This window comes from Actinomadura hibisca NBRC 15177, from assembly GCF_001552635.1.
Lineage (GTDB): Bacteria > Actinomycetota > Actinomycetes > Streptosporangiales > Streptosporangiaceae > Spirillospora > Spirillospora hibisca.
On record NZ_BCRO01000024.1, the window covers coordinates 1 to 25,642 of the forward strand.

The 25,642-nt window shown below is 73.8% G+C and carries 26 protein-coding genes and 1 riboswitch; of the genes, 10 read left to right on the top strand and 16 right to left on the bottom strand.

Annotation, left to right across the window (positions count from 1 at the left end):
- The first annotated feature begins 17 nt into the window (after positions 1-17).
- The 3 genes from AH6_RS11415 (at position 18) to AH6_RS11425 (ending at position 4,181) form a co-directional block, all read left to right on the top strand.
- Positions 18-1,460, top strand: a complete 1,443-nt coding sequence (locus AH6_RS11415) for an AllF/FdrA family protein (RefSeq protein ID WP_067478096.1) — start codon at positions 18-20, stop codon at positions 1,458-1,460.
- Complete coding sequence (locus AH6_RS11420; protein WP_245679271.1) at positions 1,450-2,868, top strand: YlbE family protein; 1,419 nt, start codon at positions 1,450-1,452, stop codon at positions 2,866-2,868. The genes AH6_RS11415 and AH6_RS11420 overlap by 11 nt, the downstream gene beginning before the upstream one ends.
- A gap of 89 nt (positions 2,869-2,957) precedes the next feature.
- Entirely contained in the window at positions 2,958-4,181 is a 1,224-nt protein-coding gene (locus tag AH6_RS11425) for a DUF6986 family protein (protein WP_067478099.1), read from the top strand.
- 18 nt (positions 4,182-4,199) lie between these two features.
- Here the strand turns inward: AH6_RS11425 and AH6_RS11430 are convergent, their stop codons facing one another.
- From AH6_RS11430 to AH6_RS11440, 3 genes are all read right to left on the bottom strand, one after another.
- Positions 4,200-4,679 (bottom strand): nitroreductase family deazaflavin-dependent oxidoreductase, encoded by a 480-nt coding sequence (locus AH6_RS11430; protein WP_245679272.1) that lies wholly within the window; start codon positions 4,677-4,679, stop codon positions 4,200-4,202.
- A gap of 70 nt (positions 4,680-4,749) precedes the next feature.
- Positions 4,750-5,772 (bottom strand): carcinine hydrolase/isopenicillin-N N-acyltransferase family protein, encoded by a 1,023-nt coding sequence (locus tag AH6_RS11435; RefSeq protein WP_067478101.1) that lies wholly within the window; start codon positions 5,770-5,772, stop codon positions 4,750-4,752.
- A 45-nt stretch (positions 5,773-5,817) separates the two neighbouring features.
- Positions 5,818-6,675 carry a nitroreductase/quinone reductase family protein gene (locus tag AH6_RS11440; protein WP_067478103.1) on the bottom strand — a complete coding sequence of 286 codons (858 nt, stop codon included), beginning with the start codon at positions 6,673-6,675 and terminating at the stop codon, positions 5,818-5,820.
- Between the two features lie 106 nt (positions 6,676-6,781).
- On the opposite strand from AH6_RS11440, the gene AH6_RS11445 reads away from it, so the two are divergent.
- A complete protein-coding gene (locus AH6_RS11445; protein WP_245679273.1) occupies positions 6,782-7,258 on the top strand; it encodes a MarR family transcriptional regulator in 477 nt (158 codons plus the stop codon).
- 3 nt (positions 7,259-7,261) lie between these two features.
- Here the strand turns inward: AH6_RS11445 and AH6_RS11450 are convergent, their stop codons facing one another.
- The 4 genes from AH6_RS11450 to AH6_RS11465 are packed head-to-tail and all read right to left on the bottom strand — an operon-like array spanning position 7,262 to position 10,994.
- Positions 7,262-7,846 (bottom strand): nucleotidyltransferase family protein, encoded by a 585-nt coding sequence (locus tag AH6_RS11450; protein ID WP_067478105.1) that lies wholly within the window; start codon positions 7,844-7,846, stop codon positions 7,262-7,264.
- Positions 7,847-7,855: 9 nt separating this feature from the next.
- Entirely contained in the window at positions 7,856-9,007 is a 1,152-nt protein-coding gene (locus tag AH6_RS11455; protein ID WP_067478108.1) for an XdhC family protein, read from the bottom strand.
- Complete coding sequence (locus AH6_RS11460; RefSeq protein ID WP_067478111.1) at positions 9,000-10,103, bottom strand: vWA domain-containing protein; 1,104 nt, start codon at positions 10,101-10,103, stop codon at positions 9,000-9,002. Before AH6_RS11460 ends, AH6_RS11455 begins: the two co-directional genes overlap by 8 nt.
- A 3-nt stretch (positions 10,104-10,106) precedes the next feature.
- On the bottom strand, positions 10,107-10,994 hold the full coding sequence (locus AH6_RS11465; RefSeq protein ID WP_067478113.1) for an AAA family ATPase: 888 nt from the start codon (positions 10,992-10,994) through the stop codon (positions 10,107-10,109).
- A gap of 83 nt (positions 10,995-11,077) precedes the next feature.
- On the opposite strand from AH6_RS11465, the gene AH6_RS11470 reads away from it, so the two are divergent.
- The 6 genes from AH6_RS11470 (at position 11,078) to AH6_RS11495 (ending at position 18,517) form a co-directional block, all read left to right on the top strand.
- Entirely contained in the window at positions 11,078-12,361 is a 1,284-nt protein-coding gene (locus AH6_RS11470) for a sulfite oxidase (RefSeq protein ID WP_083982644.1), read from the top strand.
- An 8-nt stretch (positions 12,362-12,369) separates the two neighbouring features.
- Entirely contained in the window at positions 12,370-13,770 is a 1,401-nt protein-coding gene (locus AH6_RS11475; RefSeq protein WP_067478115.1) for a selenium-binding family protein, read from the top strand.
- Positions 13,767-14,390, top strand: coding sequence for a hypothetical protein (locus tag AH6_RS11480; protein ID WP_067478116.1), 624 nt, complete (start codon positions 13,767-13,769; stop codon positions 14,388-14,390). Before AH6_RS11475 ends, AH6_RS11480 begins: the two co-directional genes overlap by 4 nt.
- 97 nt (positions 14,391-14,487) lie before the next feature.
- Positions 14,488-15,405, top strand: a complete 918-nt coding sequence (locus AH6_RS11485) for a D-alanyl-D-alanine carboxypeptidase family protein (RefSeq protein ID WP_067478119.1) — start codon at positions 14,488-14,490, stop codon at positions 15,403-15,405.
- A complete protein-coding gene (locus tag AH6_RS11490; protein ID WP_067478122.1) occupies positions 15,405-15,764 on the top strand; it encodes a hypothetical protein in 360 nt (119 codons plus the stop codon). The genes AH6_RS11485 and AH6_RS11490 overlap by 1 nt, the downstream gene beginning before the upstream one ends.
- Before the next feature lie 32 nt (positions 15,765-15,796).
- Entirely contained in the window at positions 15,797-18,517 is a 2,721-nt protein-coding gene (locus AH6_RS11495) for a tetratricopeptide repeat protein (protein ID WP_157431410.1), read from the top strand.
- A gap of 3 nt (positions 18,518-18,520) precedes the next feature.
- On the opposite strand, the gene AH6_RS11500 is transcribed toward AH6_RS11495, so the two are convergent.
- From AH6_RS11500 to rpe, 9 genes are all read right to left on the bottom strand, one after another.
- Entirely contained in the window at positions 18,521-19,495 is a 975-nt protein-coding gene (locus AH6_RS11500; protein WP_218005780.1) for a carbohydrate kinase family protein, read from the bottom strand.
- A 29-nt stretch (positions 19,496-19,524) separates the two neighbouring features.
- Positions 19,525-19,971 carry a PH domain-containing protein gene (locus tag AH6_RS11505; protein WP_067478129.1) on the bottom strand — a complete coding sequence of 149 codons (447 nt, stop codon included), beginning with the start codon at positions 19,969-19,971 and terminating at the stop codon, positions 19,525-19,527.
- Positions 19,964-20,839 (bottom strand): ATP phosphoribosyltransferase, encoded by an 876-nt coding sequence (gene hisG / locus AH6_RS11510; RefSeq protein ID WP_067478132.1) that lies wholly within the window; start codon positions 20,837-20,839, stop codon positions 19,964-19,966. Before hisG ends, AH6_RS11505 begins: the two co-directional genes overlap by 8 nt.
- 49 nt (positions 20,840-20,888) lie before the next feature.
- Positions 20,889-21,401 carry a 6,7-dimethyl-8-ribityllumazine synthase gene (gene ribH / locus AH6_RS11515; protein WP_067478135.1) on the bottom strand — a complete coding sequence of 171 codons (513 nt, stop codon included), beginning with the start codon at positions 21,399-21,401 and terminating at the stop codon, positions 20,889-20,891.
- Positions 21,398-22,642: a bifunctional 3,4-dihydroxy-2-butanone-4-phosphate synthase/GTP cyclohydrolase II gene (locus AH6_RS11520; protein WP_067478138.1), complete on the bottom strand. Its 1,245-nt coding sequence runs from the start codon at positions 22,640-22,642 to the stop codon at positions 21,398-21,400. Before AH6_RS11520 ends, ribH begins: the two co-directional genes overlap by 4 nt.
- Entirely contained in the window at positions 22,639-23,286 is a 648-nt protein-coding gene (locus AH6_RS11525) for a nicotinamide mononucleotide transporter family protein (RefSeq protein ID WP_067478141.1), read from the bottom strand. The genes AH6_RS11520 and AH6_RS11525 overlap by 4 nt, the downstream gene beginning before the upstream one ends.
- Positions 23,283-23,921 carry a riboflavin synthase gene (locus tag AH6_RS11530; RefSeq protein WP_067478144.1) on the bottom strand — a complete coding sequence of 213 codons (639 nt, stop codon included), beginning with the start codon at positions 23,919-23,921 and terminating at the stop codon, positions 23,283-23,285. The genes AH6_RS11525 and AH6_RS11530 overlap by 4 nt, the downstream gene beginning before the upstream one ends.
- Before the next feature lie 92 nt (positions 23,922-24,013).
- A riboswitch (FMN riboswitch) is annotated at positions 24,014-24,144 on the bottom strand.
- A gap of 138 nt (positions 24,145-24,282) precedes the next feature.
- The gene (locus AH6_RS11535; RefSeq protein ID WP_245679274.1) at positions 24,283-24,927 is read right to left on the bottom strand and encodes an HAD-IA family hydrolase; all 645 of its coding nucleotides are present in this window, start codon (positions 24,925-24,927) and stop codon (positions 24,283-24,285) included.
- Positions 24,928-24,953: 26 nt separating this feature from the next.
- Positions 24,954-25,637 carry a ribulose-phosphate 3-epimerase gene (gene rpe / locus AH6_RS11540; protein WP_067478147.1) on the bottom strand — a complete coding sequence of 228 codons (684 nt, stop codon included), beginning with the start codon at positions 25,635-25,637 and terminating at the stop codon, positions 24,954-24,956.
- Between the last annotated feature and the right edge of the window lie 5 nt (positions 25,638-25,642).

Sequence of the window (25,642 nt, forward strand, 5' to 3'; positions counted from 1 at the left end):
TCCGCGGGAGACACAGCATGACGGACTTCGTGGAGGTGCGGCGGGGCGCCTACCACGATTCGGTGACGTTGATGCGGGTCAGCCGCAGGCTCGGCGGTCTGGCCGGGGTCAGCGACGCGATGGCGGCGATGGCGACCGACCTGAACCGGCGGATGCTGGCGGACCTGGGCTTCGCGGTGCCGGACGACGCCGGGCCCGCCGACCTGGTGGTGGCGGTCCGCGCCGACGGCGAGCCCGCGCTCGACGGCGCGCGAGCGGCGCTCGGCGACGTCCTGGACGCCCGGCCCGCCCCCGGGGACGGCCTGCTCGGCGCGGATGTTCCACCGCGCACGGTCGCGTCGGCGGCGGCGCGCGTCAAGGCGACCGTGGCGCTGGTGTCGGTGCCGGGCCCGCACGTGTTCCCCGAGGCGATGGACGCGCTGGACGCCGGGCTCAACGTGATGATCTTCAGTGACAACGTGCCGCTGGCGCAGGAGATCGCGCTGAAGGACACCGCCGCGCGGCGCGGCCTGATCGTCATGGGCCCCGACTGCGGCACCGCCGTGGTGGCGGGCGCGGGCCTGGGCTTCGCCAACGCGGTGCGGCCCGGCCCGGTCGGGGTCGTCGCCGCCTCCGGCACCGGCGCGCAGCAGGTGATGTGCCTGCTGGACGCGGCCGGGACCGGCGTCTCCCACGTGCTGGGCGTCGGCGGCCGGGACCTGTCGCCGGAGGTCAGCGGGCGGTCGGCGCTGGCCGCGCTCAAGGCGCTGGACGCCGATCCGGGCACCGCGCTGATCGTGGTGGTGTCCAAGCCGCCCGCGCCGCGCGTCGCCGACCTGATCCGCGAGGCCGCGCGGCGGCTCGACACCCCGGTGGTGTTCGCGCTGCCCGGCCCCGGCGAGGACGACCTGACGCAGGCGGTGGAACGGGCGCTGGCGCTGCTCGGCCGCCCCGTCCCGGCCTGGCCGCGCTGGCCCGCGCCGCACGCGCGCCCGCGGCCGGGCGGCGGGGCGCTGCGCGGGCTGTTCGCGGGCGGCACGCTGCGCGACGAGGCCGCGCTGATCGCGGGCGCGGCGCTCGGCTGGGACCTGGCGGCGGCCGGGCACCGGCTGATCGACTTCGGCGACGACGCCTACACCCGGGGCCGCGCGCACCCGATGATCGACCCGGCGCTGCGGCTGGCGGCCCTCGCCGAGCACGCCGCCGACCCCGCGTGCGGGGTGCTGCTGCTGGACGTCGTGCTGGGCCACGGGGCCGACCCCGCCCCGGCGGCGTCGCTGGCCCCCGCGCTGGCGGCGGCGCTCGCGGCGCGTCCCGACCTGGCGGCGGTGGTGTCGTTGTGCGGCGTGCCCGCCGATCCGCAGGACCGCGACCGGCAGGCGGGGGCCTTCCGGGACGCGGGCGCGGCGGTGTTCGCGTCCAACGCGCAGGCCGCGCGGCACGCCGTGCGGCTGGCCGAGGGGAAGGACGGTGTTCCCTGAGATGCCCGCCGACGCGCCGCGCCTGGGCGGCCTGCTGACCCGGCAGCCGACGGTGGTGGCGGCGGGCGTGGACGTGCTCGCCGACGCCCTGGCCGACCAGGCGGTGCCGGTGGAGCGGGTCCGCTGGCGTCCCCCGCCGCCCGGCACCGGGGACGACCTCGCCGCCGTCCTGGGCCGTCCCGGGCGCGCCGAGGCCGACGCCCGCGCCGTCGGCCGCATGTTGTCGGCCCGCCCGCACCTGGTGGACGTGCGGCCCGCGCGCGAGGTCCTCGGCCTGGAGCCGGGGACGTTCCTGCACGCCGGGCCGCCGCTGGAGTGGGAGCGGGCGTCCGGCCCGATGCGCGGCGCGCTCGTCGGCGCGATGTTGCTGGAGGGCCTGGCCGACACGCCCGAGGCGGCCGAACGGGCGCTGGACGGCGGCGCGGCGACGTTCGAGCCGTGCCACCACCACGGCGCGGTCGGGCCGATGGCGGGCGTGGTGAGCCCGTCGATGTGGATGCTGGTGGTCGAGGACGCCGAGCACGGCGGCACCGCCTGCTGCTCGCTCAACGAGGGCCTGGGCAAGGTCCTGCGGTACGGCGCCTACGGCCCGGAGGTCATCGAGCGGCTGCGCTGGATGGGCGCGGTGCTCGGCCCGCTGCTGCGCGCGGCGGTGCGGCGGCACGGCCCGCTGGAGCTGCTGCCGCTCATGGCGCAGGCCGTGCAGATGGGCGACGAGCTGCACAACCGCAACCGGGCGGCGTCGGCGCTGCTGTTGCGCGAGCTGGCCCCCGACCTGGTCGCGTCGGGCGGGTCGGCGGAGGTCGCGGAGGCGCTGCGGTTCGTCGGCGGCAACGAGCACTTCTTCCTCAACGTCGGCATGGCCGCCGCCAAGGCCGCCGCCGACGCCGCCCGCGACGTGCCGGGCTCGGGCCTGGTGGTGGCGATGGCGCGCAACGGCACCGATTTCGGCATCCAGGTGTCGGGCACCGGCGACCGCTGGTTCACCGGCCCCGCCGGGGTGCCCGACGGGCTCTATCTGGGCTCCTACGGACCCATCGACGCCAACCCCGACATCGGTGACTCCGCCATCACCGAGACCGCCGGGATGGGCGGGTTCGCGCTGGCCGCCGCGCCCGCCATCGTGCGGTTCGTCGGCGGCGAGGTGCCCGAGGCGATCGCCGCGACCCGCCGCATGTACGAGATCACGCTCGCCGAGCACCCGGCGTTGCGGGTGCCGCTGCTGTCGTTCCGGGGCACCCCGGCCGGGATCGAGGTGACGCGGGTGGTGCGCACCGGCGTGCTGCCCGTCATCGACACCGGCATCGCCGGGCGCGCCGCCGGGACGGGCCAGGTCGGCGCGGGCCTGGTGGAGCCGCCCGCGTCCGTCTTCACCGACGCGCTGCGCGCGCTGGCGGCGACCGGTTGACGGCGGGTTGACGACGAGATGACAGGGACCGGACGAAAAGGACCGCCGCCCGGGATGCCACAAATGCGATCTTGGGGGATCATGACGGGGTGAACCTCAGCGTCTCCTCGATCGACGACCTGTCCGCCCGCATCGCCGCCGTCCGCGACGAGCACGCGGAGCACTTCCCGGGCACGGCGTCGGGCCGCCAGCCGGTGCACACCGTCTACGTGCCGGCCGACCGCTTCTCCCCCACCACGCCCGCCGACTTCGGCGCCGAGGGGCTGCGGCTGCTCAACACCCACACCCCCGGCGCGGGCTCGTTCGGCTCGGCGTTCGGCCTGGACCCCGAGATCGCCGGGCTGGTGCGCGAGCGCGTCGCGGCCAAGCTGGCGGGCGAGCCGGTCGAGGACGTGCGCATCGACTTCGAGGACGGCTACGGCGTCCGCTCCGACGCCGAGGAGGACGCGCACGTCGCCCAGGTGGTGGAGGCGGTCGCGGCCGCCTACGAGGTCAAGAACCTGCCGCACTACTGGGGGCTGCGCGTCAAGTCCTTCGCCGACGGCGGCCACGAGCGCGCCATGCGCACCCTGGACGCGTTCCTGACCGCGCTGCGCGACCGGCTGGGGCGGCTGCCCGGCGGGTTCACCATCACCTTCCCCAAGGTCGTGATGGCCGAGCACGTCGCGCTGTTCGTGGAGTACCTGGAGGAGCTGGAGACCGCGCTCGGCCTGCCGGGCGGCATCCTGCGCTTCGAGGTGCAGGTGGAGACCACCGAGGCGATCGTCGACCACGAGGGCCGGATCGGGCTGCGCGCCATCGTCGGCGCCGCCAAGGGCCGCATGACCGCCGCGCACTTCGGGGTGTTCGACTACACCGCCGCCTGCGGGCTGCCGCCGCAGGAGCAGCGCCTCGACCACCCGGCCTGCGACTTCGCCCGGCACGTCATGCAGGTCACCCTCGCCGGGACCGGCGTCCGGCTGTCGGACGGCTCCACCAACGTGATCCCGCGCGACGACGGCCCCAACGAGGTCAACCAGGCGTGGGCGGTGCACGCCGCGCACGTGCGGCACTCGTTGCGGCACGGCTTCTACCAGGGCTGGGACATGCACCCGGCGCACCTGCCCAGCCGGTACGCGGCCGTCTACGGCTTCCATCTGACGGGCGTGGACGAGGTCATCGGCCGGGTCCGCGCCTGGCACGAGCAGGCCGCCACTGGCAACGGCGTCATGGACGAGCCCGCCACCGTCAAGGCGCTGGTCGGGCGGCTGCGCCGCGCGGTGGACTGCGGCGCGCTGGACGAGAGCGTGCTGCCCGAGTCGGCCCTGCACTGATCAGCGCCCGCACTGCTCTCAGGCGGGCTCGCAGATCACCACCGGGATCTCGCGCTCGGTCCACGCCTCGTAGTCGGTGAAGTCGGGGTACATCTCCACCAGCCGGGGCCAGAGCGCCGCGCGCTCGGCGGCGTCGGCCGTGCGCGCCCGCATCGGCCGCCGGTACCGGCGGACCTGCGCCAGCACGTTCGGGTTCGCGACCAGGTTGTGGTACCAGGCCGGGTGCCGGGGCAGGCCGCTCTGCGACGCCACCAGCACCACGCGCTCGGCGTCGGCCAGGTACAGCAGCGGCACGGTGCGGTGCCGGCCGGACTTGCGGCCGACCGTGGTGAGCAGGCACACCGGCGGCGCGCCGCGCCAGCGGCGCGAGCCCAGCCGGAACCGGCGGCCCAGCGCGCCGCCGGTGGCCTGGTAGAGCGCCACGTGCGCGACGGTGCCGTACTTCATGATCTGCGCGGTGCGGGGCTGGTCGAGATAACCGGGACGCGGCTTGGGCACGGTGACCTCCGCTGTGGGTGGGGAATCCGATCCTAGGCCGGGGCGCGGCGGGCGGGCGGCGGCGAAGCGGTCATCGGGCGAGCCGGGCGGTGCGCCGCCGCCGGAAGTCGCGGTCCAGCGCCAGGTGCACGGTCCCGCCGCGCAGCTCGTACACCGCCGACCAGCGGGTGTGGGCCTGCTCGACCTTCCGCAGCAGGTCCATCGCGCCGTCCACGTCCAGCCGCCCGCCGGTGGCGCGCATCCGCTCGGCGATGGCGCGGTAGCGGCGGTCGTCGGCGCGGCGCTCGCCGGGCGTGGTGGCGAGCACGAAGTTGACCATGTCGTGCCAGTTCCCGGCGCCGGGAACGGTCCGCAAGCGGCCGTCCACGAACTCGACGGCGGCCGAGTCGCCGTTCCGGTCGGCCAGCAGGTAGTGCAGCGGCGGCCCGTCCGCGCCGAAGTCCACGTTGTGGCGGGCGAAGACGGCCACCGCCTCCTCGACGGTGCGCGCCCGGTCCAGCACCAGGCGCTGGATGCGGGCGCTGCCGACCACCGGCCGCCCGGCGAGCCGGGGCGGCTCGCCGGTGGGCACCGCCGCCATCCCGACCGCGAGGCCGTGCTCGTTCATGCCGTCGAAGGGGATGCCGACCGCCTGGAGCAGCTTGCGGCCGACCGCCGCGTCGGAGGTGGCGCGGCGGGCGGCCTCACGGCCGATGCCCAGATAGGACACGTCCACCATCGAGATCGTGCGCGGGCCGCGCGGCGGGACGGTGGTGAGCAGCAGCGCGGCGTTGGCGTCCCAGTCGAAGTTGCGGCCGAACAGCGGGCCCTGCGGCCCCTCGCCCGCCAGGAACAGCGAGCAGGCCCACGGCCGGTCCCGCACCGGGGCGAGCGCGATCTGCCGCATCGGGTCGTAGGGGCCGTACAGGGTCATCGACAGCAGCGGGTGCGCGGCGTCGAGCACCTTCAGGGTGGCGAGGCTGCGCCGCTCGTCGGCGGTGAGCGGCGCGGCGGCGGAGCGGGCGGTGCTCCGCGCGTCCCCTCCGCACCCGGCGGCCAACGCGGCGGGCACGCCCAGCAGGACGGCGCGCCGGGACGGGCGAGGTGGCGTCATCCTTCCCGCTTAACACCGCTCCCCCGTCCCGGCAAGGCCCGATCCTCAGCCGAGCATGTCGTCCAGAGCGGCGACGAGGTGCTTCTCCTCGTAGTCGAAGTGGTCCTCCAGCTCGCCGATGAGCCGGTCGAGTTCGGCGGCGAAGCGGGCGGGATCGTCGGCGGTCTCCTGGCTCTCGACGAGGTCGAGCAGCTCCTGCTTCCGGCGGGCCACCACGACGTGCTCGCGGCGCAGCCGGTCCAGCGCGGGGGCCAGCTCCGGGGCGTGCTCCTGGAGCCGGGGGAAGACGGAGTCCTCCTTGCCGTGGTGCTCGGTCAGCGCCCCGCAGACGGTGCGGCAACGGGCGCGGAGCTGCTCGACCAGGTCGGGCGACGGGCGTCCGCTCTGGTGGACGGCCGTCTCGCGCAGGGCCGCCAGGTCGCGCCGCAGTTGCTCGTGCACCTTCACGAGGAACTCGCCTGCGGCACCGGCCTGGGCGTGCGCGTCCCGGTAGAGCGCGACGACGGGGATCACGCGGTCGGTGCCGCGCTGGTACTCGGCGAAGGCGGGCACCAGCTCGCTCTGCCTCCGGTACACCTCGTCGCGCTCGTCGCCTCGCAGCGGGACGGCGGTCGCCTCGAAGCGCGCCACCTCCCCGTCCTCCCCGATCTCCACGGTGACCTGCGGTTCGGCCAGCAGGTTGTGGTACCAGGCCGGGTTCGTGGGCGCGCCGCCGTTGGAGGCGAACACCAGCAGGCGGTCGCCGTCGGGCGTGCACATCACCGGCGTCGTGCGGCGGCGGCCGCTGCGCGCGCCGGTGGTGGTCAGCAGCAGGAGCGTCGCCCCGGCGAAGAAGCCGCCGACCCGGCCCGCGTTGGCCCGGAACTCCGCGATGATCTGCTCGTTGGTGAACGGCTGGGACATGGGGGGACCTCGTATCCTGACGGCGTACGGCAGATTTGCTTTGCAAGTAAAGCTATTTTGAGGTCAAAGCTATTTGGAGCGCGCAGCGGTGTCAACGCACGATCCCGTGGACCCCCCGGACGCCGACCTGGCGGCGGCCGTCCGCACGATGTTGTTGTCGATGCCCCGGATCGTGGGCACGGTGAAGAAGATCAAGATCCCGGAGGCGCTGCGCTCGTTCGACCTCGCGCCCCGGCACCTGTCGTTGTTGTCGTTCCTGCTGTTCGACGGGCCGCTCGGGGTGTCGGCGCTGGCCGAGCGGCTGGAGGTGGCCCCGGCGACCGTCAGCCTGATGGTCGGCGACCTGGGGCGGCAGGGCATCCTGGAGCGCCGCGCCGACCCCGCCGACCGGCGGCGCGCCATCATCGCGATCGCCGACGCGCACCGCCCGGCCATCGACGCCTGGCTCGCCACCGGCGCGAGCGCCTGGCGGGAGGCGCTGGAGCCCCTGACGCCCGAGCAGCGGCGGATGGTCATCGACACCTTCGCCCGCTACGAACAGGCGGCGGCCCGGAGCCGCACGGCGGCGGAGGGCGCGGGGTGAGGCTCAGCCGTCGGTGAGGGCGGCCAGGTCGGCGGGGGTGTCGATGTCGTCGGGGGCCGCCACGCCGTCGCACGGCACCGGCGTCACCAGGTCGGGGTGGGCGCGCAGGAACTCCCGCGCGCCGACGTCGCCCCGAGCGGCCTCGGCCACGGCCGCGAAGTGCTCGGCGGCGAACAGCACCGGGTTGCGCGGGCGTCCGCCGTAGGTCGCGACGGCGACGCGCGCCCCGGCCTCGTACGCCTCGATCAGGCGGCCCACCGCCCTCGGGGTGACGAGGGGCTGGTCCACCAGCGCGACCACCACGGCCGGGCAGCCCGGCGGCAGCGCGGCCAGCCCGGCGCGCAGCGAGGAGCCCATGCCGCTGCGCCAGTCGTCGTTGGGCACCACGACCGCGCCGATCACCTCGACCGTCGCCGCGCCCGCCACCACCAGCACCGGGGAGCAGCCGCCCTCGCGCAGGGTGCGCACGCCCCGGTCCACCAGGCGCTCGCCGTGCAGCTCCACCAGGGCTTTGGGGCGGCCGAGGCGGCTGCCCTCCCCCGCCGCGAGCAGCAGTCCGGCGGGCAGGTCGGCACCGTGCAGGGTCATCGTTCGAGCCTAGTCCGCGCGCTCGGGCCCGGCGGGGATCTCCCCGTGAATGCGGCCGTCCGTGTCGGTGAGGGGGTGGCCCGAACCACCCCAGCGCAGCTGCACCAGTTCCGCCGCGATCGACACCGCCGTCTCTTCTGGCGTGCGCGCGCCGAGGTCGAGGCCGATGGGCGAGCGCAGCCGGGCCAGCTCCGCGTCGGTCAGGCCCGCCTCGCGCAGCCGGGCGAGCCGGTCCTCGTGGGTGCGGCGCGAGCCCATCGCGCCGACGTACCCGGCGGGGGTGCGCAGCGCGACCTCCAGCAGCGGCACGTCGAACTTGGGGTCGTGGGTCAGCACGCAGACGGCGGTGCGCCCGTCCACGCCGCCCTCGCGCACGGCCTCGTCCAGGAACTTGTGCGGCCACTTCACCACGACCTCGTCGGCGTCGGGGAAGCGCTTGCGGGTGGCGAACACCGGGCGCGCGTCGCACACCGTCACGTGGTAGCCGAGGAACTTGCCGACGCGGGCGACGGCGGCGGCGAAGTCGATCGCGCCGAACACCAGCATCCGGGGCGGCGGCGCGAACGAGTGCACGAACACCGCCAGCTCGTCGAGGCGGCGTTCGCCCTGGCGGCCGTAGTGGCGCTGCCCGGTGAGGCCCTGGGCGAGCATCCCGCGCGCGTCGTCGTCCACGGCGGCGTCGAGCCGGGCGGCGTGCGGCTCGCCGGGGGCCAGCGAGCCGGACGCGCGGTCGGGCCAGACGACCCGGCGCGCCCCCACGCGGCCGGGCCCGGCGACGACGGTGGCGACCGCGACGGGCTCGTGCCCGCGGATGGACGCGGCGACCTGCGGGAACTCGGGGAAGGTCGCGGGCCCGACCGGCTCGACCAGCACGTCCAGGACGCCGCCGCAGGTCAGGCCCACGCTGAACGCGTCGTCGTCGCTGACGCCGTAGCGCTGCACGACCGGCTCGCCGCTCGCCAGGACCCGCTGCGCGAGGTCGTAGACCGCGCCCTCCACGCAGCCGCCCGACACGCTCCCGGCGACCTCGCCGCCCGGTGACACCGCCATGGCCGCGCCGGGCGGGCGGGGCGCGCTGCGGAAGGTGTCGACCACCGTGGCCAGGCCGAAGGTCTCCCCGGCCGTGTACCAGGCGGCGATGTCGCCGAGCACGTCACGCATGTGCGCCTCCCATCAGGCGGGCCAGTTCCTCCAGCGCCGCCAGGCTGTGCCCGGACACGAAGTCGTCGAGATGCGGCAGTGCGGCCTTCATGCCCGCCGTGAGGGGTTCGTATCCGGGACGGGCCTTGTGGGGATTGGCCCACACCACCCGGTGCGCGAGCCGCCGCAGCCGCGCCATCTGCGCGCCGAGCAGCTCCGCGTCGCCGCGCTCCCAGCCGTCGGACGCGATGACGACGGTCGCGCCGCGCGCCATGCCGCGCTGCCCGAACCGGTCGAGGAACTCCTTCAGCTCCTCGCCCAGCCGCGTGCCGCCGCTCCAGTCGGGGACCGCCGCCGACACCGCCGCCATCGCCGCGTCCGGATCGCGGTGGCGCAGCTCGCGGGTCAGACGGGTCAGCCGGGTGCCGACGCTGAACACCTCGGTGGTGCGGCCGCCGGAGCGGGCGGCGGCGTGCGCGAAGCGCAGCAGGGCGTCGGCGTAGGGGGTCATGGAGCCGCTGACGTCGACCAGCAGCACCGCGCGGCGCGGCCGGGTGCGGTGCGCGCGGTGCCGCAGGAGCGAGATCTCGCCGCCGCGCCGCAACGTCTCGCGGACGGTGCGGCCGGGGTCGAGCCGCCCGGTGGGCGCGGGCGCGAAGCGGCGGGAGCGGCGGCGGTCGGCGGCGGCGTCCAGCAAGGCGATCAGCCGGTTGACCTCGGCGCGCTCGGCGGCGGTCAGGCGGGACACGTCGCGGGCGCGCAGCACCTCCACGCCGCTGGCGGTGGCCAGTTCGGCGTTCTCGTCGCGCTCCTCGCCGCCGTTGTCGCGCGCCTGCGGGACGGCGGCGCGCCGCACGACCACCGGCGGCGGGACGCGGCGGCCGGGGCGCGGGACGGCCCCGGAGAAGTAGGCGGCGAAGCAGCGGTCGTAGCGGGCCAGGTCGTCGGGGTCGGCGCACAGGGTGAGCCGTCCGGCCCAGTAGACGTCCACCGGGTCGAGCACGTCGAGATGGTCGAGCGCGCGCACCATCGTCTGGACGCGCTCCGGATCGGCGCTGCCTCCCGCCGCGCGCAGCGTCCGCGCGAACCCGGTGACGGTGGCGACCACGTCCTGCACGCGTCACCCCCCGTTGAGCAGGGCGTCCAGGCCGCGCGCGGTCACCCGGTCCTGGTCCTCGCGGTACTTCAGCACCGTGCCGAGCGTGACGGCGGCGAGATCGGGGTCCAGGTCGCGCGCGCCGAGCGCCAGCAGCGCCTCGGTCCAGTCGAGCGACTCGGCGACGCCGGGCGGCTTGAGCAGGTCGGCGTCGCGCAACCGCTGTGCGGCGCGGGCCACCTGCCCGGCGAGCCGCGCGGCGGCGTCGGGCAGCCGCCGCCGGATGATGGCGACCTCCCGGTCGAAGGAGGGATGCTCCAGCCAGTGGTACAGGCAGCGCCGCTTGAGCGCGTCGTGCACCTCGCGGGTGCGGTTGGAGGTGACCACGACCACGGGCGGACGCTCGGCGCGGATGGTGCCGAACTCGGGCACGGTGATGGTGAAGTCGCTCAGCACCTCCAGCAGGAACGCCTCGAACTCGTCGTCGGCACGGTCGATCTCGTCCACCAGCAGCACGCTGGGCGCGGTCTCCAGCGCGCGCAGCAGCGGCCGGGCCAGCAGGAAGCGCCGGTCGTACAGCCCGCCCTCCAGCGCGGCCACGTCGCGCGCCCCGGCGGCCTCGGCGGCGCGCAGGTGCAGGAGCTGGCGGGGGAAGTCCCAGTCGTAGAGGGCCTGCGAGGCGTCCAGGCCCTCGTAGCACTGGAGGCGGATCAGCGGCGCGCCGAGCACCGCCGCCAGCGTCTTGGCCAGCTCGGTCTTGCCGACGCCCGCCTCGCCCTCCAGGAACAGCGGCCGGCCCATGCGCAGGGCGAGGAAGCAGGCGGTGGCCAGTCCGTCGTCGCAGAGGTAGGCGTGCCGGTCGAGCAGCTCGGCCAGTTCCGCTGGCGAGGTGACGGTCGGGGTGTCGGCCACGTCACACAGGCTACAACCCAAAAATCATGTTAATTCAGTAGGGAAAGTTGACTTCAAGCGCGCAGATCAGCAGCATCATGGGCATGGACGCAGACCTGACCGACGAGGCCGTCTACGAGCAGATCCGTGCAGAAGAGGCCCACCCCGGAGCGTTGTCCCGGCGCGGGTTGCTCCGCCTTTCGGCGGGCGCGGCCGGTGCGGGCCTGGGCGTGGTGCTCGCCGATCCCGCGCGCGCCGCCGCCCCCGCGCTCGCGGCACCGGCCGCCGCTCCCGCCACCGGGATCGTCAAGCCGCTGCCGCCGGAGCTGTTCGTCCCGCAGGGCACCAACGCCGAGATGCGGTGGGAGGCGATGCGCGGTCAGGGCTACACCACGCCCAACGACCGGTTCTTCGTGCGCAACCACGTCGCCACGCCGCTGATCGACGCGCGCACCTGGCGGCTGAAGTTGTGGGGCACCGGTCTGCACGGCTCCCCTGGCGAGGACCGGCCCGTCGAGTTCTCCTACGAGGACCTGCTCCGGATGCGCGCCGAGACGCTCACCGCGTTCATCGAATGTACGGGCAACAACCGCAGCTTCTACGCCTCCCAGCAGGGGCAGCAGGTGTCGGGCACCCCCTGGGGGCGGGGCGCGGTCGGCGTCGCGCGCTGGCGCGGGGTGCGGCTCGCGACCGTCCTGGAGCGCGCCGGGCTGACCCGGCGGGCCGTCGACCTGCTGCCGCGCGGCCTCGACGCCGACTACGTCGACAAGGGCGAGAACCTGGGCCGGGTGCGCCGCCCGCTGCCGCTCGCCAAGGCCCTCAAGGACGTGCTGCTCGCCTACGAGATGAACGGCGCGCCGCTGCCGCCCGACCACGGCTTCCCGGTCCGGCTCGTGGTGCCGTCGTGGGTCGGGATCGCCTCCGTCAAGTGGCTCGGCGACATCGAGGTGGCCGACCGGCCGCTGTTCTCGCCGTGGAACACCCGCTACTACCGGTTGTTCGGGCCGGACCAGCCCGCCGAGGGCAGCGCGCCGCTGACCCGGATGAACGTCAAGAGCGCGTTCGAGCTGCCGTTCGACGCGACGTTCGCGGCGGGCCGCGCCCACGTCCTGCACGGCCGCTCCTGGTCGGGCAACGGGCGCGTCCGGCGGGTGTCGGTCAGCGTGGACGGCGGCGCGAGCTGGCGGCCCGCCCACCTGCGCGGGCCCAACCACGCGCGCGGCTGGGTGCGCTGGGAGCTGCCGTGGCGGCCGCGCGCCGCCGGGCGGTACGAGCTGCTGGCGCGCGCCACCGACGAGACCGGCGCGCGGCAGCCCGACGTCGCCCCCTACAACACCCTCGGCTACCTCTTCGGGGCGGTCGTGCGGCACCCCGTCACCGTCAGATAAGGACCCCCATGGCGTTCTGGAAGCCCGACCCCACCTTCTACGCCTCCCCCCGGGACGCGGTCGCCGCGCCGCCGGAGAAGCTCGCCTACGTGGCCGCGTTCGACCGGTCGGCCACCGAGCCCGACGCCATCGCGGTGCTGGACGTCGATCCGGACTCGGCCTCCTACGGGGAGGTCGTCGGCTGGACCGAGCTGCCCTTCACCGGCGACGAGCTGCACCACTTCGGGTGGAACGCGTGCAGCAGCGCGTTGTGCCCGTACGCGCCGCACCCGCACGTGGAGCGCCGCTACCTGATCGTGCCGGGGCTGCGGTCGTCGCGGATCTACGTCATCGACACCAAGGAGAAGCCGACCTCCCCCGAGATCGTCAAGGTGATCGAGCCGGAGGAGCTGGCCGACAAGGCGGGCTACTCGCGCCCGCACACCGTGCACTGCGGGCCGGAGGGGCTGTACGTGACGGCCCTCGGCGGGGCGCACGGCAACGACGGGCCGGGCGGGATCGCGCTGCTGGACCACGACTCGTTCGAGGTGCGGGGCCGCTGGGAGGTGGACCGGGGGCCGCAACACTTCGCCTACGACGCCTGGTGGCACATCGCCCACGACGTGCTGGTGACCTCCGAGTGGGGCACCCCGTCGATGGTCGAGGACGGCGTGGTCGGCGAGCTGCTGCTCGGCCGCAAGTACGGCCACGCGCTGCACTTCTGGGACCTGCGCAAGCGCAAGCACGTCCAGACCGTGGACCTGGGCGACGAGCACCAGATGGTCCTGGAGCTGCGGCCCGCGCACGACCCGACCAAGCAGTACGGGTTCGTGGGCGTGGTGGTGAGCGTCGAGGACCTGTCGGCGTCGGTGTGGGTGTGGCACCGCGACGGCGACGCGTGGGCGGCCAAGAAGGTCATCACCATTCCCGCCGAACCGGCCGACGCGGCGGACCTGCCGCCGGTCATCCAGCCATTCGGCGCGGTCCCGCCGCTGGTCACCGACATCGACCTGTCGGTGGACGACCAGTGGCTCTACGTCTCGTGCTGGGGCACCGGCGAGCTGAAGCGCTACGACGTGTCCGACCCGTTCAACCCCGTCGAGGCGGGCTCGGTGCGCATCGGCGGCATCGTGAACCGCACGCCGCACCCGGCGCAGCCGGACGTGCCGCTGGCGGGCGGCCCGCAGATGGTCGAGGTCAGCCGCGACGGCAAGCGCGTCTACGTCACCAACTCCCTGTACGGGTCGTGGGACGACCAGTTCTACCCCGACGGCGTCGGCGCGTGGATGGCCAAGCTCGACTCCACCCCCGGCGGCTTCACCTTCGACGAGCGCTTCTTCCCCAACGGCGCCGACTTCCGGGGCCGCCGCCCCCACCAGACCCGCCTCCAGGGCGGCGACGCCTCCTCCGACTCCTACTGCTACCCGTGACCGACGGCTCCCTGGCCGCCCTGGTGGCCCTGGGCGCCTTCCACGGACTGAACCCCGGCATGGGGTGGTTGTTCGCGGTCGCCCGGGGCCTCCAGGAACGCAGCCGCGCCCTGGTGTTGCAGTCGTTGCCCGCCATCGCCGCCGGGCACGCCGCGTCGGTGGGCGCGGTCGCGGTGCTGGTGGCGCTCACCCGGTCGGTCGTCGCGGCCCAGGCCGTCGCGATCGGCGGCGGGCTGCTGCTGACGGCGTTCGGACTGTGGCGGCTGCTGTCGCGGCGGCACTTCCGCTGGGTCGGCATGAAGATCTCGCTGCTCCAGCTCGCCGGCTGGTCGTTCCTCATGTCGTCGGTGCACGGCGCGGGCCTGATGTTGCTGCCCGTGCTGACCTCCGCGCCCGCCCCCGAAGGCCACGACCACGGCCTGGGCGGCGACCTGTCGGCCGGGCTGTTCGTCACCGGCGTGCACACCCTCGCCATGTTCGCCGTCGCGGGGCTGATCGCGGTGCTGGTGTACGAGGTGGTGGGGCTGGCGGTGCTGCGCCGCGCCTGGTTCGACCTCGACCGGGTGTGGGCGGTCGCGCTCGTCGGCGCGGGCGCGGCCACCCTGTGGACCGCTTTTTGATCACGATTGCGGTGATCTGCTTGCCCCCGTCCGGGCGGCCTGCCACGCTCCGTAGTTCATTCGCGGGGCCCGCGGGGGCCGAGGGAACGGGGTCGACATGAGGGCGTCAGCACGCTGGACCGGACGTTGCGCGATCGCGGTGGTCACCACCGCCCCGCTGGTCGCGGTGCCCGCGCTCACCGCCGACGCCGCGGCCGGGCCCGCCGGGGTCGGCGCGAAGTCGGCCTACCTGTGGGACATCGGCGGCAAGAAGACCCGCTGGAACCGGGCCGCCGACACCCGCCGCCCCATCGCCAGCATCACCAAGGTGATGACCGCCGCCGTCGTGCTGCGCAGCGGCGGGCTCGACCGCGTCCTGACCGTCAAGCAGAAGCACCTGGACTACGCCTTCCGGCAGGGCGGCAGCTCGGCCGGGCTCCGCGCGGGCGACCGGCTGACGGTGCGCCAGCTCCTCAACGCGATGATGTTGCCCTCGGGCTGCGACGCCGCCTACGTGCTGGCCGACGCCTACGGCCCCGGCTGGCGCGGGTTCGTCACCAAGATGAACAAGACGGCCCGCGCGCTGAAGATGTCGCGCACCACCTACGCGAACTTCGACGGGCTGCCCTGGCCGTCGGCGACGTCGACGAACTCCACCGCGCGCGACCAGATCAGGCTGGGCCACTACCTGATGCTGGGCAAGGAGTTCCGCGCGATCGTGGGCCGCAAGACCTACAACCTGCCCGCCAACCGCTACCACAAGGCGTACTACTGGCGGAACACCAACCGCCTGCTGGGCTCCTACAGCGGCGCGGCCGGGGTGAAGACCGGCTCCACCAACGCGGCCGGGTACTCGCTGCTGTTCACCGCCCGGCGCGGCAACCGCAACCTGCTCGGCGTCGTGCTGAACAGCTCCACCACCAACGAGCAGGCCCGCTTCACCGACGCCGCGAAGATGCTCAACTGGGGCTTCGGCGTGCGGACCATGAGCGCCTACCGCGTCCCGGAGGTTCCGGCCGGGGCGAACGTCGACTGATGCGCAGAACCCTCGTCCCACTGCTCGCCGTCCCCCTCCTGGCCGCCGCGCTGACCGCCTGCGGCGGCGAGGAGAAGAAGGCCCCGGCGGGCCACCCGTTCGCCGGGACCTGGCGCAGCGGCGAAGGGGCGTCGCCCGGCGCGGGCGGCACCACCCTGACTGTGGACGCCAAGGGCGGCCTGCGCTTCAAGAGCAGCCGGGAGTGCACGGGCACGGTCGACGGCGGCGGCCCCTACCGCTTCGCGATCGACTGCGGGGAGAACAAGCTGACGGGGACGTCGGCGGGCCCGCCGACGTCCGGCGCGTTCACGATGACGTGGCCGGACGGCGACACCAGCGAGTTCCGCGCCGCGTCCTGACCGTCAGCCCACCAGGCCCCGGTCCCGTTCCGTTGGCCGTCTTCTACCTGCATGATGAAGGCCAGGGGACGCGGAACCTCGGACAGGTGGTCACGATGAGTGCCGACGGCGTGCGGAACACCTTCTCGGGCGTGGTGATCGGGCCGGTGATCATGGGCCGGGACATCACCCTGACACTGCCGCCGGTCGTGGCCCCGTCGTTGTACGGTCTGACCACCCCGGCGACCCACTTCGTCGGGCGAGAGACCGAACTGGACGGCCTGCTCAGCGTGCTGGCCCCTGCGGCCCCGCAGCCGGGGCGGGTCCGCGTCGCGGCGGTGGCGGGCCTGGCCGGGGTGGGCAAGACCGAACTGGTGCTGCAAACCGCGCACCGGGCCCTGGAGCGGGGATGGTTCGCCGGCGGGGCGCTGATGGTGGACCTCCAGGGCTACCAGGAGGGCGGGGCGCGCCTGCCGGTCACGGCGGTCCTGACCCGCCTGCTGCACGATCTGCGCGTCCCCCACCAGCACATCCCCTCCGACGCCGACGGCATGGCGACGATGTACCGGTCGATCCTGGCGGAGTACGCCAAGCAGGGCCGGCCGGTGCTGGTCGTGCTCGACAACGCGCCTCCGGCGGAGTCGATCCGGCCGTTGCTGCCCAACGCCGGGGCCGCCCTGGTGACCTCCCGGCACATCATGGCCGCCCTGGACGCGCGCCTCATGGACCTGCACCCCCTCGGCTCCGCCGCGGCGGTGGCACTGCTGGAGCGCCAGCTGCGGCACGCGCGCCCGGACGACCAGCGGGTCACCCGGGCGCCAGCCGACGCCCTGGAGATCGTCAGGCTCTGTGACGGGCTGCCCTTGGCCCTGGTCATCGTCAAGGCGTTGCTGACCGCCCATCCGACCAAGCCCTTGGATCATCTGGCCGCCGAGCTGCATGCCGAACGGACACGGCTGAGCCGTCTCCAGTACGGAGAGCTGAAGGTACGCGCGGTGTTCCAACTTTCCTACAACGCGTTGAACGACGCCCAACGGTTCCTGTTCCGCCTGTTGAGCATCAACCCGGGGCCTCACGTGTCCATCGACGCGGTGGCCGCGGCCGCCTCATGGGAGCGCGCCCCGGCCCGGCAGGTGCTGGAGGAGCTGGCAAGGGCCCACCTCACCGAACCGGGCGCCCTCTACGGTCGATGGCAGATGCACGACCTGGTCCGCTTGCACTCCTCCGAACTCGGGCGGGCCCATGCCAAAGCCGACGGGCGGGCTCCGGCGCTGGACCGGCTGCTGCGGTACTACCTGGACGCGACGAACGCCGCCTGCGACCGGCTCGATCCTCGCATGGCCGAGCGTGGATCGGACGGCTCGGTCCCCGCCCGGGCGGTCCAGACCGCTCCACAGCCCGACGGCCCCGCGCACGAGCTGGCATGGCTGGATGCGGAATTGCCCAACCTGATGGCCGCGATCGGCCTCTCGGCCGACCGGAGTCCCGGGATCTGTGTGCAGACGTCGCTCAGCCTGGCCGACTATCTGGAGCTGCGTCGGCACTTGAACGAGGCGCTCACGTTGTTCCCTCTTGCGGAACAGGTCGCGATAAGGATCGGCGACCAGCAGGCCGCAGGTCACGCCTGTAACAACTTCGGCAACGCACTGGTCCAGGCCGGCTCGTACGACGAGGCCGCCGACGCCTACCGCCGCGCCCTCGGCCACTACCGTGGAACCGGCGATCGGCAGGCCGCCGCGACCACGCTGAGCAATCTGGGAACAGTACTCCTGGACAAGAGCAGGCCCGCCGACGCGGCCGGCTGCTTCATCCAGGCGGACGAGGAGTTCACCGCGGTGAACGACCCGCACGGCCGAGCCCTGGCCTTGACCAACCTGGGCAACGCGATGCGGGAACTCGGCGCCCCCGAGCAGGCGTTGCGCGCCTACAAGGACGCCGGTCGGTTGCACCACGCGCTGTCGAATCCACGAGGTCTGGCCTTGGCGCTGACCAACACGGGCTCCCTCCTCATCGACGTCGGAGAGGCCGCGGAGGCCGTCCGCGTCTTCGGCCAGGCGCTCTCCCTCTTCCGCCAGCAGCACGACCGACCCAACGAGGCGAAGACGATGATCGGCCTGGGGATCGCCCTGCGCGTCATCGGCGACATCGACCGGGCACGTGAACTGCACGAGCGTGCCGCCGACCTCATGCACTTCTTAGGCGACCCGCGCGGCGAAGCGAACGCCCTCGACCAACTGGGCAACGATTTCCAGGATGCGGAAGCGGGCGGGGAGGCCATCGCGGCGCACGAGCGGGCGGCTCTCCTGTACCGGCGGCATGGCGACGCAAGGGGCGAAGCCGAGGCGTGCCACAACGGGGCCATGGCGCTGGCCACGCTCCAGAAGTTCGACGAAGCGATCCCGCTCCTCCGGCGCGCCGCCGACCGCTACCGAGCGGTGGGCGACGGGGAAGCGGCCGTCGAAGCCACCGGTGACCTGGGCATGGCGCTGGCGGCGTCCAAGAAGTACGCCGAGGCGATCGAACTTCTCACAACGGTCGCAGACCACTTCCGTGAAATGGGCAAGGGCCATTCCGAGGCCATGGCGTTGATGAACCTGAGTCAGGCTTTGCACCATGCCCACCGAAATGACCGGGCTCGCGTCGCTGCTGAACGCGCAGCCTCCCTGTTCAGGGCCGCTGGAGACCACGAGTCCGCACGGTTGGTCACGCGTCGCCTGAAAAAGTACGGCGCGCGGCGGGCCCTGCGTCCGAAGAGGCGCCGCGGACCCGGCTGAACACTATGCGCGACCGGGCATCGACAAGGCGCGGACGGCAGGGTCCAGCCGCTCGGCCCACGGCGGGTCGGCTCCCGGGACGCGGCAGGTCTCGGCCGCGACGCCGGTGGCGAACCCGAGCGCCCGCTCCAGGTCCGCTTCGGTCAGCGCCTCCAGCCGCCCGCCGAGGAACCCGCCGTGCCGGAAGGCGTGCAGCAGCCCGGCCATGAACGCGTCCCCCGCGCCCACGGTGTCCACGACCTCGACGGGCGGCGCGTCGACGCTCACCCGCCGCCCGTCCAGCGACGCCGTGACCCCGGCCTGCCCGCGCGTGACCACCACCAGCCGCACCCCGTCCCGGTGCCAGGCGTCGCAGACGGTCTCGGCCCGCTTGCCCGGCGCGAGGTGGGCGAGGTCCTCCTCGCTCAGCCGGACGACGTCGGCCAGCCGCGTCCAGCGCCCGAGCCGCGCCCGGTAGTCGGCGGCCGGAACCATGCCGGGCCGCACGTTGGGGTCGATCGAGATCGTCGTACTGTCCCGGACCTCGGTCAGCAGGTCCTCGATGAGCGGCCCGCCCGGCGGCAGCACCAGCGCCAGCGACCCGGTGTGCACGCACGCCGCCGCGTCGGGCCGCCGCGCCGCCAGCTCGGCGCGCGTCCACTGCCAGTCGGCGGTGCCCCCGGCGTAGAAGTCGTACCCGGCCTGCCCGGCGGCGTCGATGGCGGTGACGGCGAGCGTGGCGTTCTCGGGCGCGTCCACGCACCCCGACACGTCCACGCCGGACGAGACGAGATGGTGCCGCAACAACCGCCCGAACGGCCCATCACTGAGCCGCCCGAGAAACCGCGCGGGCGTCCCGAGCCGCGCAAGCGCGACGGCCGTATTGGCGGGCCCACCGCCCGCCCGCACAGCGAGCCGCAACCCGTCCCCGCCCCCGGCCTCGCCACCAGGCAGGAACGCGTCGGCCACCGCCTCCCCGATCACCGCGATGTGCTCCATGGACGCCATCATGGCCCACCCGAGCCCGGTCAGGAGGGGTCGGGGGCCTCGCCGTGTTCGTGCAGGAGGGCTTGCAGCTCGGCCAGCTGGCGGGCGGCCAGGGCCTTCTCGGTGCCGTTGATCCCCATCGCGCCGACCGAGGTGCCGTCGGCCAGGTCCAGGGTCGGCCACGGCTCGCCGACGCCCATGTCGGCGTCCACCACCTCGGCCCAGGCCAGGCGGCGGGTCCGGAAGGCGTTGACGACCGTCAGGCCCTGCTCGGTCGCGATCACGCGGCAGCGGGCCAGCATGTGCAGGATCCAGCCGATCAGCACGCCGGACAGCACCATCATGACGCGGTCGAACAGCTTGAACTGGGGCGCCACCACGACGGCGAGCACGATCAGGCCGAGCATGATCGCACCCGCCGTCGCGTAGGCGACGACGCGTGTGGTGCGCGGGCGCCACACGGTCGGCAGGGTCGGCGTCTCAGTCAACGATCTTGGAGATCGGGATCTCGAGGATGTCGTGGGCGCCGGCCGCCTTCAGGGCCGGGATGAGCGTGTTGACGCCGCGCTTGGCGACCACGCTCTCCACCGCGTTGCTCTCGCCGCCGGCGAGGGAGGTCACGGTGGGCGAGGCCATCGCCGGCATGATGCCGAGCACGGCCGCCAGGTCGGCGGCGGCCACGTTCAGCTTCAGCAGCACGTTGCCGCGCGCCCGGATCGCGCCCTGCAGCAGCAGCGCGACGTCCTCCATCGCCGCGCGCTTGGCCGGGTCCTCGTAGGCCTCGCGGTTGGCGACCAGCTCGGTGTAGCTGGTCAGCAGGGTGTCGAGGATGCGCAGGCCGTTCTTGCGCAGCGAGGAGCCGGTCTCGGTCAGGTCGACGATCGCGTCCACGATGTCGGGGACCTTGGCCTCGGTCGCGCCGTAGGAGGGCACCACCGTGGCCTTGACGCCGTGCTGCTCCAGGAAGCGCTTGGTCATGGCCGGGAACTCGGTGGAGATCCGCACGCCCTCGGGCAGGTCGGCGACGCTCTGCCAGGGCGCGTCCTGCGGCACCGCCATGATCACGCGGACCGGGTTGGAGGTGGCCTTGGAGTACTTCAGCTCGCCGAGGCTCACCACGTCGGAGTCGGTCTCGGTGATCCAGTCGCGGCCGGTGATGCCGAGGTCGAACAGCCCCTGCTCCAGGTAGGTCGGGATCTCCTGGGGACGCAGCACCCGGACGCGGTCGATGCGCGGATCGTCGATCTGCGCGCGGTAGTCGCGGTCGGAGGTGCGCCGGACGGTGAGGTCGGCGGCGTCGAACAGGGCCAGGGTGGCCTTTTCCAGGGAGCCCTTGGGCAGGACGAGAGACAGCACGGTGGAACCCTCTTTCACGGGTGGGACGGTCGGGACGGTCCGGAGGCGGTCAGGAGCCCAGATGCTCCACGCCATGCCCGGTGTGACCGTGATGCCGCAGTCCTCGCAGGGTCAGTGCCGTGTCGAGAGCGGCCACAGTCGCCTCCCATCCCTTGTCCTCGTGGCTGTCCGGCAGCCCGGCGCGGTCCAGCGCCTGCTCCATCGTGTCACACGTGAGCACGCCGTTGCCCACCGGAGTCGCCTCGTCGAGCGCGACGCGGGTCACACCGGCGGTCACCGAGTCGCACACGTAGTCGAAATGCGCCGTCTCGCCCCGGATGACCGCGCCCAGGCACACCACGGCGTCCAGGTCGCGGGCGAGCTGCTGGGCGACCACCGGGATCTCCAGCGCGCCCGCCACCCGCACCACGACGGGGGTCTCCACGCCGCAGGCGAGCGCGGCCTCGACGGCGCGGGCCAGCAGCCGGTCGGTGATCTCGCCGTGCCAGCGCGTGCACACGACGCCCAGCGTCAGCCCGGCCGCCTCGACGACGGTGTCCTCGGGACGTCCCGCTCCGCTCATCCGTCCAGGCCCTCGATCCGGTGTCCGAGACGGTCGCGCTTGACCGTCAGGTAGCGGCGGTTGTGCTCGGTGACGACGACCGGCATCGCCTCCCGGCCGCGCACCTCGATGCCGAACCCGTCCAGGCCCTTGAGCTTGGCGGGGTTGTTGGTCAGCACCCGGACCGAGCGTACGCCCAGGTCGGCCAGCATGTGGGCCGCGTTGGAGTACTCGCGCGCGTCGGCGGGCAGGCCGAGCTCCAGGTTGGCGTCCACGGTGTCGGAGCCGGTGTCCTGGAGCGCGTACGCCTGGAGCTTGGCCAGCAGGCCGATGCCCCGGCCCTCGTGGCCGCGCAGGTACAGGATGACGCCCCGGCCCTCGGCGGAGATCCGCTCCATGGCGGCGTCGAGCTGGGTGCCGCAGTCGCAGCGCTCGGAGTGCAGCACGTCGCCGGTCAGGCATTCGGAGTGGGCGCGGACCAGCACGTCCTCGCCGTCGCCGAGGTCGCCGTGGACCAGCGCGACGTGCTCGCCGCCGTCGATGGCGCTGGCGAAGCCGACCGCGCGCCACATGCCGTAGCGGTTGGGCAGCCGGGTCTCCACCACGCGCGACACCATGCGCTCGGTGCGCTTGCGGTACTCCACCATCTGGTCGATGGAGATCAGCTTGAGGCCGTGCTCCTTGGCGAACACCTGGAGTTCGGGCAGGCGCGCCATGGTGCCGTCCTCGTTGACGACCTCGGCCAGCACCCCGGCGGGCGACAGCCCGGCCATGCGGGCGAGGTCCACCGCGGCCTCGGTGTGGCCGCGGCGGCGCAGCACGCCGCCCTCGCGGTAGCGCAGCGGGAAGATGTGGCCGGGCCGCACCAGCTCGTGCGGCTCGGTGGCCGAGTCGCTCAGGGCGCGGATGGTGCGGGCGCGGTCGGCGGCCGAGATGCCGGTGGAGACGCCGTCGCGGGCGTCCACGCTGACGGTGTAGGCGGTGCGCATGCGCTCGTTGTTCTGCGCGGTCATCAGCGGGATCTGGAGCCGGTCCAGGTCCTCGCCGGTCATCGGCACGCAGATGACGCCGCTGGTGTAGCGGATGGTGAAGGTCAGCAGCTCCGGCGTCGCCTTGGCGGCGGCGAAGATGATGTCGCCCTCGTTCTCGCGGTCCTCGTCGTCGACCACCACGACGGCCTTGCCCGCCGCGATGTCGGCGAGCGCCGCCTCGATGTCGTCGAAGATGCCGGTGTTGTCGATGCCGTCGTTGATGCCGCTCATGCGGTCACCGCCTTGTTCCGTTCCGCCAGGTCATTGTGTTGCCGGGACTCGCGCAGCCAGTTGCGGAAGCCCACCGCCACCATCACGAAGAAGATCCCGTAGACCGCGCCGGACACGTACAGCCCGGACTTGAGGGCCAGCGGGACGCCGACCAGGTCCACCAGGACCCAGATGATCCAGAAGTCGACGAGGGCGCGGCTCTGGGCGAAGGTCGCCACCGCGCTGCCGACGAAGATGTAGGCGTTCGCCCACGGCGACCAGGCGATCTGGAGCCAGGTCAGGTGGACGAACAGCTGGGCCACCAGGACGGTGCCCAGCACCAGCGCCGCGATCAGCACCAGCCGCTCGCGGGCGGTCGCCTGCCGGATGAACAGGCCCTCCTCGGCACGTTGGCGGCGGCTCCACATCCGCCAGCCGTAGGAGGCCAGCACGATGAACAGCACCTGCTTGAGGGCGTTGCCGGGGGCGTGCGCGTGCAGGGAGGCGGCGAGCAGCAGCGCCGCGCCGGTGATCTGCACGGGCCAGGTCCACAGCGTCTTGCGCATCGCCAGCCAGACCACGGCCAGCGACAGGGCGTTGCCGAGCAGGTCGGTCCACAGGATGTGCTCACCGAAGACGGTGAAGCTCGCGTTCAGCCAGTTCATGCCCGGCCGCCGATCGCGCCGGTGTCGATCGCACGGGTGTCGACCGCCCGGTCGCCGATCATGCGCTCGACGTACTTGGCCACCACGTCGACCTCCAGGTTCACCGGGTCGCCGGGGCCCTTCAGCCCGAGCGTGGTGAGCGCGAGGGTGGTGGGGATGAGGGAGACGGTGAAGCGGTCGGCCCCGGCCTCCACCACCGTCAGGCTGACGCCGTCGATGGTGATCGAGCCCTTGTCCACCACGTAGCGGGCGAGCGCGGCCGGGAGCGCGACGGTGACCACTTCCCAGCGGTCGCCGGGCTCGCGGGAGACGATCTCGCCGACGCCGTCCACGTGCCCCTGCACCAGGTGGCCGCCGAGGCGGTCCGACAGCCGGACGGGCCGTTCCAGGTTGACGCGGGAGCCGGGCGCGAGCGCGCCGAGGGCGGAGCGGTCGAGGGTCTCCTTCATCACGTCGGCGGTGAACGCCTCGTCCTTGGTCTCCACCACGGTGAGGCAGACGCCGTTGACGGCGATCGAGGCGCCGTGCACGGCGTCCCGCGTGACCAGGGGGCCGCGGATCGTGAAGCGGGCCGAATCCCCCTCGGGTTCGACCGCCACGATCTCGCCGAGCTCCTCGACGATGCCGGTGAACATGTCCCGGGCCTCCTCATATGCCTGTGCATAGGGGCTCCGGGGACGTGCAGGAGGAAACGAAGACGACACACCCCTGGTGTGGCAGAGGTGTGCAGCGCGCTGCCTCCCATCCGGACTTTCACCGTCGGTCCCGGAATTCCACCGGATCAACCGGCCGATGGCTTCGGCCGGGTCGCGGACTGTCACCGCCGGTTCGGAATTACACCGACCCCGGAGCACGCGTTTCACTGCTTGGCAACCAGTGTGCCATGCCGGGCATTCCCGTTCCCATGTGAGGATGCCCACGGCCGCATTTGGCCAACCAAGCGCTCGCTCGGTTTAGAATGGCGCGCCGCTCCCCCGCGACGGGGAAAGGAACAGGTCAGCGGGCGACGCGCAGGCCGCCGGGCACCGCCCGCACCGACCGCAGGTCCGGGACGACGATCTGGGCCTCGGCGAGCCGGTCGGCGGTGTGGCTGGTGGTGACGGCGATGACGGCGGCCCCCGCCGCCCGGCCCGCCCGGACGCCCGCCGGGGCGTCCTCCACGACCGCGCACGCGGCCGGGTCCACGCCCAGGCGGCGCGCGGCCAGCAGGTATCCGGCCGGGTCGGGCTTGCCCTCGGCCACGTCCTCGGCGGTCACCACCACCTTGGGCAGCGGCACCCCGGCGGCCCCGGCGCGGACGGCGAGCTGCCCGGCGTCCATCGAGGTCACCAGGGCCCAGGGCAGGCCGTCCAGCGACGACAGCAGCTCCACCGCGCCGGGCAGCGCGGTCACGCCGGAGGCGTCAGTGGCCTCCAGGGCGTCCAGGCGCTCGGTGGCCGCCCGGACCTCGCCGGGCGGCAGGAAGTCGGCGATGCGGTCGCTGGTGCGGCGGCCGTGCGCGCCGGAGAGGTACTCGTCGGGATCGACGCCGTACTCGGCCGCCCACACGCGCGCCGCGCGCTCCACCAGCGGGGTGGAGTCCACCAGCGTGCCGTCCACGTCGAACAGCACCGCCGCGCACGACACGGGCAGCTCGTCCACGCCTCTCCTCTCCGGCGCGCCGGACGTCAGGCGGACCAGGCGGCCGCTTCGGTGGCCTTCTGCGCCTGGGCGCGCAGCCTGCGGACGGCCTCGGCCGGGTCATCGGCGCCGTAGACGGCGCTGCCCGCCACGAACACGTCCGCGCCCGCCTCGGCGCAACGCTCGATCGTCTCGGCGCTGACGCCGCCGTCCACCTGGAGCCACACCGGCTTCTCGGAATCGGTGATGAGCTGCCGGGCGCGCCGGATCTTGGGCAGCACCATGTCCAGGAACTTCTGGCCGCCGAAGCCCGGCTCGACGGTCATCAGCAGCACCATGTCGACCTCGCCGAGCAGGTCGGCGTAGCCCTCGATCGCCGTGCCGGGGTTGATCCCCAGCGAGGCGCGCGCCCCGGCGGCGCGGATGGCGCGCAGGGTGCGGACCGGGGCCTTGGCGGCCTCGGCGTGGATGGTGACGCTGCCCGCCCCGGCCTCGGCGTACTGCGGCGCCCACCGGTCCGGGTCCTCGATCATCAGATGGCAGTCCAGCGGCAGGTCGGTGCTCTTCAGCAGCGCCTCCACCACCGGCAGGCCGAGGGTCAGGTTGGGCACGAAGTGGTTGTCCATCACGTCGACGTGCGCCCAGTCGGCGTCGTCGGCGATCCGCGCGACGTCGGCGCCCAGGTTGGCGAAGTCGGCGGACAGGATGCTGGGTGAGATCTGCGGAGCCATGATGC